17 protein-coding genes are annotated in these 14,387 nt (G+C 57.5%); 9 read left to right on the top strand and 8 right to left on the bottom strand.

Going from position 1 to position 14,387, the window contains the following annotated elements:
* Positions 1-40 precede the first annotated feature (40 nt).
* Positions 41-1,231 carry a deoxyguanosinetriphosphate triphosphohydrolase gene (locus tag E2L05_RS02915; RefSeq protein WP_133341395.1) on the bottom strand — a complete coding sequence of 397 codons (1,191 nt, stop codon included), beginning with the start codon at positions 1,229-1,231 and terminating at the stop codon, positions 41-43.
* Positions 1,232-1,317: 86 nt separating this feature from the next.
* On the opposite strand from E2L05_RS02915, the gene E2L05_RS02920 reads away from it, so the two are divergent.
* Entirely contained in the window at positions 1,318-1,644 is a 327-nt protein-coding gene (locus E2L05_RS02920) for a HesB/IscA family protein (protein WP_133341441.1), read from the top strand.
* A gap of 90 nt (positions 1,645-1,734) precedes the next feature.
* Here E2L05_RS02920 and E2L05_RS02925 read toward each other — a convergent pair whose 3' ends face one another.
* From E2L05_RS02925 to E2L05_RS02935, 3 genes are all read right to left on the bottom strand, one after another.
* Complete coding sequence (locus tag E2L05_RS02925) at positions 1,735-2,163, bottom strand: FKBP-type peptidyl-prolyl cis-trans isomerase (protein WP_133341396.1); 429 nt, start codon at positions 2,161-2,163, stop codon at positions 1,735-1,737.
* 120 nt (positions 2,164-2,283) lie between these two features.
* Entirely contained in the window at positions 2,284-3,213 is a 930-nt protein-coding gene (locus E2L05_RS02930; RefSeq protein ID WP_165971671.1) for a hypothetical protein, read from the bottom strand.
* The gene (locus tag E2L05_RS02935; RefSeq protein WP_133341398.1) at positions 3,207-3,794 is read right to left on the bottom strand and encodes a hypothetical protein; all 588 of its coding nucleotides are present in this window, start codon (positions 3,792-3,794) and stop codon (positions 3,207-3,209) included. Before E2L05_RS02935 ends, E2L05_RS02930 begins: the two co-directional genes overlap by 7 nt.
* Positions 3,795-3,966: 172 nt before the next feature.
* Between E2L05_RS02935 and xth the strand changes: the two genes are divergently transcribed.
* The gene (gene xth / locus E2L05_RS02940) at positions 3,967-4,764 is read left to right on the top strand and encodes an exodeoxyribonuclease III (RefSeq protein WP_133341399.1); all 798 of its coding nucleotides are present in this window, start codon (positions 3,967-3,969) and stop codon (positions 4,762-4,764) included.
* Positions 4,765-4,772: 8 nt separating this feature from the next.
* Here xth and E2L05_RS02945 read toward each other — a convergent pair whose 3' ends face one another.
* Together E2L05_RS02945 and dksA are read right to left on the bottom strand one after the other, a co-directional pair.
* On the bottom strand, positions 4,773-6,002 hold the full coding sequence (locus tag E2L05_RS02945; RefSeq protein ID WP_279512623.1) for an FAD-dependent monooxygenase: 1,230 nt from the start codon (positions 6,000-6,002) through the stop codon (positions 4,773-4,775).
* A gap of 24 nt (positions 6,003-6,026) precedes the next feature.
* Positions 6,027-6,452, bottom strand: coding sequence for an RNA polymerase-binding protein DksA (gene dksA, locus E2L05_RS02950; protein WP_133341443.1), 426 nt, complete (start codon positions 6,450-6,452; stop codon positions 6,027-6,029).
* A gap of 213 nt (positions 6,453-6,665) precedes the next feature.
* On the opposite strand from dksA, the gene E2L05_RS02955 reads away from it, so the two are divergent.
* The 7 genes from E2L05_RS02955 to E2L05_RS02985 all read left to right on the top strand — a co-directional run bounded on the left by E2L05_RS02955 (position 6,666) and on the right by E2L05_RS02985 (position 12,577).
* Positions 6,666-7,508, top strand: coding sequence for an AAA family ATPase (locus E2L05_RS02955; protein ID WP_133341400.1), 843 nt, complete (start codon positions 6,666-6,668; stop codon positions 7,506-7,508).
* Entirely contained in the window at positions 7,505-7,948 is a 444-nt protein-coding gene (locus E2L05_RS02960) for a GNAT family N-acetyltransferase (protein ID WP_133341401.1), read from the top strand. Before E2L05_RS02955 ends, E2L05_RS02960 begins: the two co-directional genes overlap by 4 nt.
* Positions 7,949-7,950: 2 nt before the next feature.
* On the top strand, positions 7,951-9,309 hold the full coding sequence (locus E2L05_RS02965) for a DUF2927 domain-containing protein (RefSeq protein ID WP_243721843.1): 1,359 nt from the start codon (positions 7,951-7,953) through the stop codon (positions 9,307-9,309).
* Positions 9,306-9,467: an apolipoprotein acyltransferase gene (locus tag E2L05_RS02970; protein ID WP_133341402.1), complete on the top strand. Its 162-nt coding sequence runs from the start codon at positions 9,306-9,308 to the stop codon at positions 9,465-9,467. Before E2L05_RS02965 ends, E2L05_RS02970 begins: the two co-directional genes overlap by 4 nt.
* A gap of 90 nt (positions 9,468-9,557) precedes the next feature.
* Positions 9,558-10,742, top strand: a complete 1,185-nt coding sequence (locus E2L05_RS02975; protein WP_133341403.1) for a vWA domain-containing protein — start codon at positions 9,558-9,560, stop codon at positions 10,740-10,742.
* Positions 10,743-11,115: 373 nt separating this feature from the next.
* Complete coding sequence (locus tag E2L05_RS02980) at positions 11,116-11,754, top strand: VPLPA-CTERM sorting domain-containing protein (protein ID WP_133341404.1); 639 nt, start codon at positions 11,116-11,118, stop codon at positions 11,752-11,754.
* A gap of 130 nt (positions 11,755-11,884) precedes the next feature.
* Positions 11,885-12,577, top strand: coding sequence for a M48 family metallopeptidase (locus E2L05_RS02985; RefSeq protein WP_133341405.1), 693 nt, complete (start codon positions 11,885-11,887; stop codon positions 12,575-12,577).
* A gap of 11 nt (positions 12,578-12,588) precedes the next feature.
* Here the strand turns inward: E2L05_RS02985 and aroB are convergent, their stop codons facing one another.
* Positions 12,589-13,719, bottom strand: coding sequence for a 3-dehydroquinate synthase (gene aroB / locus E2L05_RS02990; protein ID WP_133341406.1), 1,131 nt, complete (start codon positions 13,717-13,719; stop codon positions 12,589-12,591).
* Entirely contained in the window at positions 13,706-14,278 is a 573-nt protein-coding gene (locus E2L05_RS02995; protein ID WP_133341407.1) for a shikimate kinase, read from the bottom strand. Before E2L05_RS02995 ends, aroB begins: the two co-directional genes overlap by 14 nt.
* Positions 14,279-14,387: the final 109 nt, after the last annotated feature.

Consider the following 14,387-nt stretch of genomic DNA (forward strand, 5'->3'; position numbering starts at 1 on the left):
TTTGCGCGCGGTTTAGCACGCTGGACGCGGGGCGCAACGGCTAGCCGATGCCGTGCGTGGCTGTGCCGCCCGCGATTGTGCTGCCTGTCAGCCGCGCGTGGCTTTGAATTGCGAACCGATCAGTCATACCGGCGATGTAATCTGCCACGATCCGGGCCAATGCGGTTTCTGTGTCCGCCTCAGCCACATCCTTGCGCCATTGCTTTGGCATCAAGTCGGGCCGTTCCATCAACAGTGGAAACAGCTCCATCACCACGCGCGTCACCTCTGTTCGCATTTTTACCACGTCCGGTGCACGGTACATGCGATGAAACAGGAACGTGCGGATCACTTTCAAATCGGTCCAGATATGGTCGGAAAAGCGAACGATGGGGTGCCCGGCCAAACGGATATCTTCAACGGAGCGGGGGTTAAGCTCGGCAAGCCGCACCTGCGCCTGATCAATCACGTCCTCGACCAGCAAACCAAAGAACCGGCGCAGCGCCTCGTGGCGACGGCGATAATAATTTAGGCCCGTGTATTTCTTGTCGATGGCCGCGAAACACCCATCCAGAATGGGCAATTCTGCCAACTCATCGGTGGAAAACAACTCGGCCCGCAAGCCGTCATGCAAATCATGACTGTTATAGGCAATGTCATCAGACAAGGCCGCGACCTGGGCTTCGGCACTGGCATGAGTGTTCAGTTCAAGATCATGTCGCGCATCGTATTCGGCCAGCGCATAGTGCAGATCGCCCGATCCATCCGGGGCCAAGAGCGGGCCGTTGTGCTTGGCCAACCCTTCAAGCGTTTCCCAAGTCAGGTTCAGGCCGTCAAAATCTGCATAGTGACGTTCCAATGACGTGACAATGCGAAGCGCCTGCGCGTTGTGATCAAACCCCCCATAGGGCGACATCAGAACGTTCAACGCATCTTCGCCGGTGTGCCCGAAGGGCGGGTGCCCCAGATCATGAGCCAATGCCACCGCTTCGGTCAGCGGCTCGTTCAGGCCGAGCACACCCGAGATGGTCCGCGCAACCTGCGCCACCTCGATAGAATGGGTCAGACGCGTGCGAAAATAATCGCCTTCATGCTCAATGAACACCTGCGTCTTGTGCTTGAGCCGACGAAACGCGCTTGCGTGGATGATCCTGTCACGGTCCCGCTGAAAGGCACTTCGAAAGGTGCTTTCCTCTTCCGGATAAAGCCTGCCACGACTTTTGGCCGGATCACAGGCATAGGGCTTTTGCATTGCATCGCCTTTGACTTGTTGCGCGCACCTGCTCTGCTTATATTCCTGTCAGGACAAACACAAACGATCAGGAGGCCACGATGGAACTGACCCTTCCGCCCAAAGTCACCGCGCGTGCCTTCGCCCGCTTGGCTGAAATCAACGATGGGGCCGACACCCCAAAGGCCCTGCGCGTTGCTGTCGAAGGCGGCGGATGCTCTGGCTTTCAATATGACATCAAGCTCGACGATCCTGCGACGGACGATCTGGTATTGGAAGGCGATGGACAGCGCGTTGTGGTTGATGCGACGTCCCTGCCCTTTCTTGAAAACGCCGTAATCGATTTCAGCGAAGAATTGATTGGCGCACGATTCACCATCGAAAACCCGAATGCCGCCTCTAGTTGCGGATGCGGCATCAGCTTCGCGATGTGAAAACGTCATGAAACGAAAAAAGGCGCGCCCAGTCTGGCGTGCCTTTTCCGTTTCAGCCGACATGTCGGACCGACATGCTGCGTGACATGATCAGCCCACTTTGACCAACTCAATATCAAAGTTGAGGTCCTGACCGGCCAGTGGGTGGTTCGCATCCAGAACAACGGTGTCTTCCGTCACTTCCGTGATCGTGACCGGCATGGTCTGGCCTTGCGCTGTTTCCACCTGAAGCTGCGTTCCAAGGTCCAGCGGAATATGATCCGGAATTTCTGCACGTGGCACGGGTTGGCGCGCCTCTGGATTCACCGGACCATAGGCTTGATCGGCCGGAATATTCACCGTTTTCTTGTCGCCTTCGCTCATGCCCGGAAGCGCGCTGTCGAGGCCCGCGATGATCTCGCCCGAGCCAACTTCAAAGGACAACGGGTCGCGCCCTTCAGAGCTGTCAAAGGTGGTCCCGTCGTTCAGGGTTCCGGTGTAGTGAATATGGACTGTATCGCCCGCCTTGACCTCTGCCATGGCTATCTCCGTTCTGTCATTGATTGTGAGGGGTTATGATTGATGGCCAAAATGGTTGAGGGCCGGGTGTGCGGCAGCAAGCTATCACGCCACGTTCTGATGTAAACCCAGCGCCCAAACTCAAGGCGTTGGGCAGGCAGTGGCAAAGCGTGATACTGGAAAATCGCGTTCTAACCCCATGGGAAGAAGGCTTAACATTCCATCTGACGCCGCCAGTTGTGCGATGTTTGCTAAATCCTTGGCAACGCTTTCGACCATGATCGCCCCCTGTGCAGGATCGGGTTCCGAATGGGCGAAATCCATGGGATTCGCGGCGAACCCATCGGCAATCGCCGCGATGCGATCAGGCGAAACCGGGTGTGAACTGTCCGCAACCGCGGCGCCCAAAGGGTCCTGCCACCACGCCGCCACATAATAGAACGAGATGCCCAACGGCATTGCGCCAAGCCGCGCGAAATGGTCCAACGCAAAACGATCGGCGGCAATCTCCTGAGACTGACTTGCCGCTCCCTGCAACCCGCCACGATGCTGCAACAAGATATGTCCAACTTCGTGCGCCAGAATAAATTGCAACGCGGAACTATAGATCTTGGCAGACACATTGTTCGTGAATTCATCTGCCAGTGCGATGTCGCGGTCGATGTGAAAGGCCCGCAGTGGTGACGCCAAGTTTTGTCGATCACGAAGCAAGGCCCAAAGATATGTCTGGATCATACCAGGCTCACACTCTTTGCTTTGAAACCACGCAAAGAGCGTCGCGATGTCATCCAGAAAGCGAATGCTGTCTTGCGGGAAATAGATCGTCTGGCTGCGCGGGTCCGCGTAAAATGCAAGTGGTGATGGGCCGTGGGGTGGAAACACCATCCGGATGCCCGCAGCATCCGGGCGTTGCGCGCGCGGCAAGTTGCCGATGATATCATCTTGCAAAACTGATTGAAGGTTAGGCGCAGCGCGAGCCATGACACGTGCGCGGTCAGCGTCAGTATACATTTGCGCAGCCGCAGTTTGCGCCAGTAAAAACGCCAAAACTGTCGCCGCGCGGATCAACATGTGGGATGCACACCCTCGAACACGATTTCGGCGCGGGCATTCGGAGCCGCAGGATCAATCCCGGAAGCCCAAGCGCGGAAACGATCAGGGTCGCCCCAATCCGCCGCCCAAACCGGGATCATGAGGTCCAGCTTGATCAGCGCAAGGTCATCTTGTTGACGGGCTGTTAGCTCGCGCCCGCGCGCCATGCAGTTCAAGCTGCGTATCTTTCGCTCTGCCAATGCGCTGGAATATCCCAGATCAACTGGTGGGGCCGGGATTGTGGCGGCAGGACTGGCCCCGACGAAACTGCTTGCGGACGTCCCTGCAAGCTCGGTCTGGGGGCGTTCTGCCCCTGTCGATACGCTGATTGGGGCAGAGAGAGATACGTAAGCATAGCCAACGATCGTCAGCAGAACAAATACCGGTGTGCTGAACGCAAAGGACCCAGCCACACCCAGCTTGCCACCTTCGGTCAAGTTCACGCGTTGCACTGTGCGCCAAAACCCGATCATCACAATTGTTGAGACCACCAGCACAACAAGGGTGAGTGTCAGCCGTTCGCCAATACGGAAAAAGACGATGAGGTCAGTTGTAGGCATCCTACGCCGCACCTTTCGCTTGATTACCTTAGGTCATCATCATCCTAATTCGTGCAAAAGCAACCCGGCGCGCGGTCAGGATTTCCAGCACGTCCACCCCGGAAAGGAAAACTGCTGGACCTTGCACGTCGCCCTGCCCTAGCAAGGCGTACGCAAGCAAGGAAACTGTGCCATGAAGATTGCCACCTTCAACATCAACGGGATCAAAGCGCGGTTCACCGCTCTGACAGATTGGCTGAACGACGCCCAACCGGATGTCGCGGTGTTGCAGGAAATCAAATCTGTGGACGAGAATTTTCCGCGCGAGCATTTCGAGGACATGGGCTACCGTGTGGAAACACATGGCCAAAAATCATTCAACGGCGTCGCGATTCTGTCAAAACTCCCGCTCGAAGATGTGCGGCGCGGTTTGCCCGGCGACGACACAGACGAACAAGCGCGGTTCATCGAAGCGACTGTTATGGGCGATGTGGCTGTGCGTATCTTCGGGCTTTACTTGCCGAACGGAAACCCGGTTCCCGGGCCAAAATACGACTACAAACTGGCATGGATGGCCCGGCTTGAGTCGCATGTCGAGGACGCCCTGAAACTAGAGGAACCTTTGGTGGTTTGCGGTGATTACAATATCATACCGCAATCCGAAGACGCCGCGCGGCCCAAGGCATGGCTGAAGGACGCATTGTTTCTCCCCCAATCGCGCGCAGCTTACCGGCGTATTCTCGCATTGGGCCTGACCGATGCATTCCGTGCGACGCACCCGCACATGCCGCCAGCTCCATCGCCGCAGAATTTCAGCTTCTGGGACTATCAAGCTGGCGCATGGAACAAGAATGACGGCATTCGGATTGATCATTTGTTGCTCAGCCCGCAGGCGGCAGATCTTTTACAGGTTTGTGAGATCGACACAGACGTTCGCGGCCGCGAGAAGCCGTCAGATCATGTGCCGGTTTGGGTAGAATTGGCAGCGTGACCCTTTGATCAGCCCATGGCCCGGGTGACGTCATACTCGTAAAGCCACGCAAGGCGCCGCAGCGGGGCATTAGGGGCAATCGCTTGGGACATCCGCATTGCCGTATGCGCCAAGGGTCGAAGCACATTTCCAAAATGATAGGCGCGGGCATTTGTATTGGCCGCCGCGACAATCTTGACGCAGCGCGCGCGCCTGCTGGCCTGATATGCGGCAAAAGCCATTTCGGGGGTGTTGTGCAAAGACATAGATGCGGCAAGCGCCCAAGCATCTTCTAACGCCATACAGGCCCCTTGGGCCATGAATGGCAGCGTCGGGTGGACTGCATCCCCCACCAACGTGACCGGGCCTTTGTGCCAATTTGGGGCGACCGCGTGCCGGAACAGGCCCCAAAGGTGGGTTTCGTCCACTTGGTCCAGAAGATCGCGAACCTCGGGTCCGAAGTCCTTAAAAGCGTGACGCAGGTTGTTGGGATCATCTTGATGATGCCAGCCGTCTTCTGTCCAAGCTTGGCGTTCCTGAACGGCAACAATGTTCGTCAGGTGACCGCCCCGCAAAGGATAGGTCACAAGGTGCCGGCCCGACCCCATGTAAACGCGTGCTTCCGGAGCAGCTGTTCCATCGCCGGGAACCAAGGCGCGCCATGCGACCTGCCCCGTGAACCGGGGCTTCGAAACACGATCAACAGCTTGGCGTGCCACCGAGTGCACACCATCGGCACCAATGACTACGCGGGTGGTGAGATTCGTATTGTCCCAAAATTCCAGATCGACACCGCCATCGACCAAATCAACCGCCGCAACCGGTACGCCAGTTTCAATGACCACGCCCGCATCGCGCGCCGCTGCTGTCAGGCAATCAAGAAGATCGGCCCGATGCGCGAACAGCCATGGGTGGGGTGTCTTGATCGCGTTCAAGTCCAGCGATAGCGCCAAGCGCCCGGTTCGCCCGTCAAGAAGCGACACTTTTTTGCCGATGACGCTGCGGGGAATTAACCCAAAATCAACGCCGAGCGCTACTAACACCGCCATCCCATTTGGGCTGATCTGGATACCTGCGCCGACTTCTTGCAGTGCGTTTGCGCGTTCCAGCACGCGCACATTCGCACCGCGCCGCGCAAGAGCGATGGCAGCTGCAAGGCCACCGATGCCGGCGCCGACAATAGTTATGTCCTGGCCAATCAGAATGTGATGATCCAAATCCCAGCTAAGCCGACCACCCGGCCTATCCCGGGTGATCAATTTTCATCCCGTCAAAGCGAAATCCTAATCGTCGCGATGAACTTTCTCGCGACGCTCGTGCCGTTCCTGTGCTTCAAGCGACATCACCGCAATTGGACGCGCATCCAAACGCTTTAGCGAAATCGGCTCGCCTGTTGACTCGCAATAGCCAAACTCACCGCTTTCGATCCGGCGCAGAGCCGCATCAATTTTTGACACAAGCTTGCGCTGGCGATCCCGGGTCCGCAATTCTAGGGCGCGATCGGTTTCCTCGGACGCGCGGTCCGCAACATCAGGGATGTTTCGGCTACCACTGTCCTGAAGCCCTTCGATGGTATCGCGGCTTTCAGTGAGGATATCGTTTTTCCAAGCGTTCAGCTTGCGGCGGAAGTATTCGAGTTGGCGTTCATTCATGAACGGTTCGTCCTCTGCGGGACGATAATCTTCAGGTAAAAATACCTCGACCTTCATTTCTGCTTCCCTGTCCGACCCGGTTGCCGAGTGTGAATCGCCTGTCGACTGGTCAACTTTTTTGTTCAACATCCCGCAACCTCCTGTGGCGTCCGAATAGCGCAAGCTCGGACGCGTGTCACGCATATTCAGCCCTAAAAATGAAGGCCGCTTGCGGCGGTCGGGCAGTATGCTACGTTCATCGAGATAAGTGCAAAAGGTGTGTGTAAAAGTATGAAATTCAAAGGCACCGAGAGTTACGTTGCGACAGATGACCTGACCGTCGCAGTCAACGCCGCCGTAACGCTTCAGCGTCCATTGTTGGTTAAAGGCGAACCCGGAACCGGTAAGACAGAGTTGGCACGGCAAATTTCCACTGCTTTGGACCTGCCGATGATCGAATGGTCAATCAAATCGACCACGAAAGCCCAACAAGGTTTGTACGAATACGACGCCGTCAGCCGCTTGCGCGACAGCCAGCTTGGCGATGAGCGTGTGAACGACGTGGCAAACTACATTCGAAAGGGCAAACTCTGGCAGGCATTCGATGCGCCCGGCCGGGTTGTTCTTTTGATCGACGAGATCGACAAGGCTGATATCGAATTTCCAAATGATCTGCTGCAAGAACTCGACCGGATGGAGTTCTTTGTCTACGAAACCGGCCAAACAATCGCGGCGCGGCAACGACCCATTGTCATCATCACGTCGAACAATGAAAAAGAGCTTCCCGACGCATTTTTGCGCCGCTGTTTTTTTCACTACATTCAGTTTCCGGACATGGAAACGATGAAGAAGATCGTCGAAGTGCATTATCCGGGCATAAAACAGCGGCTGTTATCCACAGCGTTGGAACAGTTCTATGAATTGCGCGAGACACCCGGCCTTAAAAAGAAGCCGTCGACATCGGAAGTGCTGGATTGGCTCAAGCTCCTTCTCGCAGAGGATCTGTCACCGGAAGACCTCAAAGGCGATGCAACGGATGCCTTGCCTCGCATGCATGGTGCTTTGCTGAAAAACGAACAGGACGTACATCTGTTTGAACGGCTTGCCTTCATGGCAAGAAGCGGTCGCAGATGAGTGTAATGATCAGACCGCTTCAACGAGCAGACCGAGAGGTTTGGGGCGACCTCTGGCGCGGTTACTTGGCGTTTTACGAGACCACCCGGCCCGACGCGCAGTTTGATCTGCACTTTGAACGGTTGACTGACCCAAACGTGACGGAATGGCATGGGTTACTCGCCGTTTACGAAGGAACGCCTGTTGGTCTGGCTCATGTTCTGTTGCATCCGCACGGGTGGCAACCTGAACCGACAGCCTATCTGCAAGATCTGTATGTCGCACCGGCAACCCGAGGCGTCGGCGCAGGACGTGCGCTCATGCATGCAGTTTATGCGTTGGCCGACCGACTGGGTGCGCAGGGAACGTATTGGACCACACAAGACTTCAACACTACGGCCCGAAAACTCTACGACAACGTGGGCATGCTGACGCCCTTCGTAAAATACGCGCGGACCTGAGCGTGAGGGCACCCCTTGCAGCCCTCTTAATTGTCCTGAGCGGCTGCGCGGCTCTGGAGCCCGTTCCCGCTCCGGAAACGACCATCACACGAGCGCTGCCGCCGATGCGCGAGTTTGGCCCACCCACTCCGCAGCGGCCCCGCCGCGCGAATTCTGAAATGGCCGCAGATTTCATCGATCTGACCATGAACTTGGAAAGTGGTGCCGAACTTCCCGTTTTTACCCGTTTCAACGAGCCGGTCTCGATCGGCCTGACAGGGGCGGTCACGCCCGTATTCGACACCGAACTTGATCGGCTTGTGTCTCGCATCCGCAGCGAGGCGAACATAAACATACGCCGGACAGACAAACCCGGCGCGGCTATTACCGTGGAAGCGGTCCGCCGCGCTGACCTTGACCGGGTTGTCCCATCAGCGGCGTGTTTCGTTCTGCCTCGGGCCATCACTTGGGATGAGTTTCAGTCAAACGCCCGCCAAACCGGGCTTGATTGGGCCGATCTGACGACACGGGTTGCCGCGACGATTTTCATACCCGCAGATATCAGTCCGCAGGAAATCCGCGACTGCCTGCACGAGGAAACCGCGCAAGCTCTTGGGCCTGTAAATGATCTTTATCGGCTCGAAGATTCCATCTTCAATGACGACAATATGCACAGTGTGTTGACCGGCTTTGACATGCTCATGCTACGCGCGGCCTATGACCCCTCGTTGGAAAGCGGGATGACCCGCGACGAGGTTGCCCAGCGTATTCCGGGAATTCTGGCGCGCTTGAATCCCTCAGGGCGCAGCATACGCGCACGGGGTTTGTCGCCTAGCCCGCGATCATGGCGCAGCGCGATTACCGCCGCCCTAAGCCCAGGCCGCCCCATCGGCCAGCGCAGGCATGCATCGCTTGACGCATTGGACATCGCGCAAAGCGAGGGATGGCAGGATACGCGCCTTGGTCTGTCGCTTCTGACGGCTGGGCGATTGTCATCAGGCCGGGATGGTGTGTTTGCCTTGGAAACCTTTTTCAAGGCTGGGCGCGTTTATGGCGCGCGGCCAGCAACCGCCGTACATGCCGCCAATGTCGGCATCCAGATCGCAGCCTTTGCCTTGGTGGCTGGCGATTTTGACGTTGTGCTGGAATTGACTGAAAAACACATTCCGGCCGCACGCCGCGCCGAAAACGCCGCCCTTCTTGGGGATTTGCTGTTGGTTCGGGCTGCCGCGCTAAAGGCGACAGGCCAGACTGCGAAAGCCGCAGAAATCAGGGGTGACGGCTTTGGCTGGGCACGATATGGGCTACGCTCTGATACAGACGTCTTGCGCCGCGCCGCTGAAATCGACGCGCTTGCGCCCAGCACTCAGGAGGGAACATGATCGTCATCGTCGTGGGATTGATCGGCGCAGTTTATGGCGGCCTGCTCGCCAAACGCCGCAAAGGCAAACCGGCCGATATCGCCCAATATGCTGCCGGATACGGGCTAGCCTTCGCCATCGTCGGCCTGTTCGCCGTGGTACTGTTGAACCGGGTCTGAGACAGGAGGGCGCGGGGATGTCACGATCCGGTGCGCCTTACATTTCGTAAATGTGCTGAACGCGCACGAAACCAAGTTTGGGGACAAGCCATGTTTCTGCGATTTTTCGAAACTCTGCGCGCCTTCAAGGTGCCCGTGTCGCTTCGCGAATACCTTGCGTTTCTTGAAGGGATGCAGGCCGGGCTTGTCGATTTTGACGTCGATGGTTTCTACTACCTCGCGCGCGTCGCGATGGTCAAAGACGAAAGGCACCTTGATCGCTTTGACCAAGCTTTTGCAGAAACGTTCAAAGGGCTCGAACACGCTGACCTGTCGCAACTTGTCGAACGCGCAGATTTGCCAAGCGAATGGTTGGAGAAGCTTGCCGAAAAGCACCTGAGCGAAGAGGAAAAGGCCCAGATCGACGCGCTTGGCGGATTTGAAAAGCTGATGGAAACGCTCAAGGAGCGGCTCAAGGAACAGCAAGGCCGCCATCAGGGCGGGTCGAAATGGATCGGGACGGCGGGAACCTCGCCGTTCGGTGCATACGGCTATAACCCCGAGGGCGTGCGCATCGGCCAAGACGAAAGCCGCCACCGCCGCGCGGTAAAGGTCTGGGACAAACGCACGTTCCGCAATCTTGACGACAGCGTTGAGTTGGGCACCCGCAACATCAAGGTTGCGTTGAAACGGCTGCGCAGTTGGGCGCGCAACGGGGCCCATGACGAACTGGATCTTGATGGCACGATCCGCGCCACGGCAGAACATGGGTATTTGGATGTAAAGACCCGGCCAGAACGGCGTAACGCGGTCAAAGTTGTGCTGTTTCTGGATATTGGCGGGTCGATGGATGATCACATCAAGGTGGTCGAAGAATTGTTTTCCGCCGCCAAGTCTGAGTTCAAACATCTAGAGCACTACTACTTCCATAACTGCCTCTACGAAGGCGTATGGAAGGACAACGCCCGCCGCTGGACCGAGCAAATCCCCACATGGGACGTGCTTCACACCTATGGCCCCGATTACAAGTGCGTGTTCGTGGGGGATGCGTCTATGAGCCCCTATGAGGTGCTGTATCGTGGCGGCGCGAACGAGCATTGGAATGAAGAAACCGGGGATACCTGGCTGCGCCGTGCCTGCGAGCAGTGGCCAGATCATCTATGGATCAATCCGGTGCCCGAAAAGCACTGGGGATATACTCAGAGCATTGGCCTGATCGGGCAGGTTTTTGAAAATCGCATGGTCCCCATGACACTCGACGGGATAGATCGCGGGATGCGCCTGCTCGGTCGTTGATCGACGTCTGTCTGGCGGGATGTCGTTCAGCCTCCAACTCGAGGTGCTTATGCCTGAATGGCGACTCAGCCTGCGCCGAAGTCCGCGCCCCCGCGCCGCAACCTTTGCTGGTCGCCATCGATGCTGACCTGAGGTTGACGCGCCAACCCCAGTGCTCGGCGCACATCGCCCCTGTGCGGGCACACGCATCACACCATCGCACCTGCCCCCCCCTCCGCTCCTTTCAGGTTAACCGCGATCGTGCATCGCGCACTATCCTCTTGAGAACTCACTACCCTATTGCGCGCGTGACTACTCCTAGGAGGGGGTCCTTTTTCCCGGTCGAGAGCTTTAAGTTAATGACAGACAGCAACACGGATTTAAGGACGCTCCAATGATCAAATTCAACTCCCTCCTCACCGTCGCCGCGACCGCCCTTGCTCTGGTTGCCGGCCCTTCCATCGCCTCCAGCTTCAATGGCGCTTACTGGGACTCGAACGCATTCAGCACCGTTGATCAGGCCATCGCCTATACCGAAAACAACGCCGCCACAGCGACATTCTTGTCCACGGCCATCGACTACCCCAACGCTGGCGGGTCGATCACTGACAACACCACGCTGCAGACTTTTCTCGGCGCGGACGGAAGCACGCTGTCCGGCGCGTTCACAAACAAGCTCGACAAGTCGGTCTTCAGCTTTTCGGGCACATTGGACCTGATCGGCACCCAGTCCTTGAAGATTGGCTCTGACGATGGGTTCGCTCTGAAACTCGATGGCGTCGAAGTCCTGCGCCACTCGGCACCGCGTGCGTTTTCCTACACCATCGGCAGCTATGAGTTCACCGGCGCAACAACCTTTGAGCTGATCTACTACGAAAACTACGGCAACACCGGCGTCGAGTTCCAGATCAACGACACGGTTGTAACCTCTGCCATGGCGGCAGCGCAGCCTGCGGCAGTCCCTGTTCCCGCTGCATTGCCAATGCTGCTGGCCGGTCTGGGCGCATTCGGCCTGATCCGCCGCCGCGCGTAAGCAGTACGTCTGACGTAGGACGCCGCCGGGTTTTCCGACCCGGCGGCTTTTCTATGCGCATAGACGATTGCGCGAACACGACGAACGCCCCACCCTTGCCCGCGCGCACAAGGCGCCCCATATTCTGAGCATGCTCAAGCTTACCCCGATCCTTCTGGCGATCCTCTATGCAATGGCGATGTACGGCGTTTCGGCGTTCCGGACCAAGCGCGAGTTGGACGCAAAATCAACCGATTTGGTCGATCCCGGTTTGATGCGCGAAGTAAACAAGCTGGCCAGCGCCTTGGATTTGCCGCGGATCAAGGTTCAGCTTTATGAAATTGACCCGGTGAATGGCTTGGCGGCCCCTGACGGGCGGATTTTCATCACGCGCGGGTTCTACAACCGCTACCGCGCCGGTGATGTGACGGGTCCGGAAATGGCGAGTGTCATCGCCCATGAGCTTGGGCACGTCGCGTTGGGCCATGCTCGCAAACGGATGATCGATTTTTCAGGCCAGAATGCGTTGCGCACGGCGCTTGCGGTGTTCTTTTCGCGGTTCCTTCCGGGCGTTGGTGTGGTGATCGCAAACGGGTTGGCAAGCCTGCTTGCCGCACGGATGTCCCGAGATGACGAGTTCGAGGCAGACGCCTACGCGACTGCTCTGCTCATCAAAGCCGGGATTGGGTCGGAGCCGCAGAAAAGCCTGTTTCTCAAGCTTGATGCGCTGACAAAAACCAGTGCTGCCGGAATGCCTGCCTGGTTCTTAAGCCACCCTAAAACACACCGGCGCATTGCCGCTATTGAAGCAAACGAAGCCCGCTGGCTTCGCACGCCGACCTGACACTGACGGCTTCATGCTGCGGCGTGTTTGGCGGCCAAAGCGTCGCTCAGCACAGCCCGCAACGTGTCCGCAGGAACATCGTCCGTCACAAAAGCGTCGCCAATACCGCGCGCAAGGATGAACCGCAATTTGCCATCCATGACCTTTTTATCCTGCCCCATCAGCGTGATCAGAGCATCGGCATCTGGCAGATCACCGGGAATGTCAGCAAGCCCGCGTTTCATCCCCATGGCATGAAGATGCGCCGCCACGCGCGACGGGTCTTCTTGCGGGCACAGCCCCAAACGCGCGGACAGATCAAACGCCATGGCACAGCCGATGGCCACGCCTTCCCCGTGCAAAAGCCGGTTAGAATAGCCGGTTGCCGCTTCCAATGCATGGCAAAACGTGTGGCCAAGGTTCAAAAGCGCACGGTCGCCCTGCTCTGTCTCATCACGGACCACGATGTCCGCCTTCATTTCGACCGAGCGTTTTACCGCGGCGGCACGCGCTTCGCGGTCACCAGCCGCCAGGGCGGGACCTTTCGACTCTAGCCAATCAAAGAATGCCGCATCCCCCAAAAGACCGTATTTCACAACTTCGCCATACCCGGCCAGAACATCGCGCGGTGCGAGCGTGTCCAGCGCGCCGATATCTGCCAACACGAGCGTGGGTTGATGAAACGCACCAATCAGGTTTTTACCTTGAGGTGCGTTAATGCCTGTCTTGCCGCCAACCGAGCTGTCAACTTGAGCGAGCAGGCTTGTCGGGATCTGCACAAACCGGACGCCGCGCCGCAAAACTGCCGCCGCAAAGCCAACCAAATCGCCAATGACGCCGCCGCCAAGTGCGATGACTACATCGCGCCGTTCAATCTTTTGCTCCAACAACCATTCAACCGTGCGGGTGAATTGCGGCCATCCCTTTGTCGATTCGCCGGCTGGCAAGCAAAGCGCCGTCATGTCGATCCCCGCGTCGGCCAGTCCCGCACGCAAAGCTTCAAGATGCAGCGCCCCCACAGTTTCATCGCTGACAACCGCAACACGCGGCCGGGTCAAAAATGGGGCGATTTGGGCACCCGCACCCGCGATCAGCCCATCGCCAACGCGCACATCATAGGCCCGCTCGCCAAGAGGAACGTGAACAGTTTCAACTGCGAGCATGGGACGTAATCTCCGTATCATCCGCAAGAATGCCGGGGTGAGTCCCCAACGTTTCCAGCACCGCCTGCGCGGTATCGTCGATGCTGTAATTAGAGAATACCTGCACATGAATCGGGGCCAAAGCATAGACCGGACCGCGCGCGTCGTAGAGCGATTTAAGGGTCTCGAACGGGTTATCCGTCATCAAAAGTGGGCGCGTCCCACGGTAGCGAACGCGCGCCCATAGAAGGTTCAGTTCGGCCTTGAGCCACACAGCAACGCCCTGCGCTGCAATCAGATCGCGATTGCGTTCCGACAAGAACGCGCCGCCGCCCGTCGACAAAATGCATGGCGGTCCCGCCAGAAGCCTTTCAAGAACGCGCGTTTCCTTTTCACGGAAGAACGCCTCGCCATTTTCTTTGAAAATTTCGGCAATGCTGCGGTTTGCAGCCTTTTGAATTTCGTCATCCTGGTCGACAAAATCCACGCCCAGTTTTCGTGCAAGAACCGTTCCAACGGCCGTTTTTCCCGCGCCCATCATTCCAACAAGCACCACTGTCTTCTTCAATTCGTGTGGCACTGCAAGATGGCTCCCAAGTTTCGAATTATTATGTCTCTATGACGTGAATTCTTCTGCGATCCCATATAGGATATCGCAAACAGGGTCAAAATGGCCTTCGAGCAAACGA

The sequence above is a fragment of the Meridianimarinicoccus aquatilis genome (assembly GCF_004358675.1).
In the GTDB taxonomy this organism is placed as follows: Bacteria; Pseudomonadota; Alphaproteobacteria; order Rhodobacterales; family Rhodobacteraceae; genus Meridianimarinicoccus; species Meridianimarinicoccus aquatilis.

What these genes read in the sequence shown, in the direction of transcription:
- aroB (WP_133341406.1), bottom strand. Translation starts at nt 13,719, where the DNA reads ATGCTCGCAGTTGAAACTGTTCACGTTCCTCTTGGCGAGCGGGCCTAT.
- dksA (WP_133341443.1), bottom strand. Translation starts at nt 6,452, where the DNA reads ATGAAGGTCGAGGTATTTTTACCTGAAGATTATCGTCCCGCAGAGGAC.
- xth (WP_133341399.1), top strand. Translation starts at nt 3,967, where the DNA reads ATGAAGATTGCCACCTTCAACATCAACGGGATCAAAGCGCGGTTCACC.
- E2L05_RS02925 (WP_133341396.1), bottom strand. Translation starts at nt 2,163, where the DNA reads ATGGCAGAGGTCAAGGCGGGCGATACAGTCCATATTCACTACACCGGA.
- E2L05_RS02915 (WP_133341395.1), bottom strand. Translation starts at nt 1,231, where the DNA reads ATGCAAAAGCCCTATGCCTGTGATCCGGCCAAAAGTCGTGGCAGGCTT.
- E2L05_RS02960 (WP_133341401.1), top strand. Translation starts at nt 7,505, where the DNA reads ATGAGTGTAATGATCAGACCGCTTCAACGAGCAGACCGAGAGGTTTGG.
- E2L05_RS02975 (WP_133341403.1), top strand. Translation starts at nt 9,558, where the DNA reads ATGTTTCTGCGATTTTTCGAAACTCTGCGCGCCTTCAAGGTGCCCGTG.
- E2L05_RS02935 (WP_133341398.1), bottom strand. Translation starts at nt 3,794, where the DNA reads ATGCCTACAACTGACCTCATCGTCTTTTTCCGTATTGGCGAACGGCTG.
- E2L05_RS02985 (WP_133341405.1), top strand. Translation starts at nt 11,885, where the DNA reads ATGCTCAAGCTTACCCCGATCCTTCTGGCGATCCTCTATGCAATGGCG.
- E2L05_RS02955 (WP_133341400.1), top strand. Translation starts at nt 6,666, where the DNA reads ATGAAATTCAAAGGCACCGAGAGTTACGTTGCGACAGATGACCTGACC.
- E2L05_RS02980 (WP_133341404.1), top strand. Translation starts at nt 11,116, where the DNA reads ATGATCAAATTCAACTCCCTCCTCACCGTCGCCGCGACCGCCCTTGCT.
- E2L05_RS02930 (WP_165971671.1), bottom strand. Translation starts at nt 3,213, where the DNA reads ATGTTGATCCGCGCGGCGACAGTTTTGGCGTTTTTACTGGCGCAAACT.
- E2L05_RS02970 (WP_133341402.1), top strand. Translation starts at nt 9,306, where the DNA reads ATGATCGTCATCGTCGTGGGATTGATCGGCGCAGTTTATGGCGGCCTG.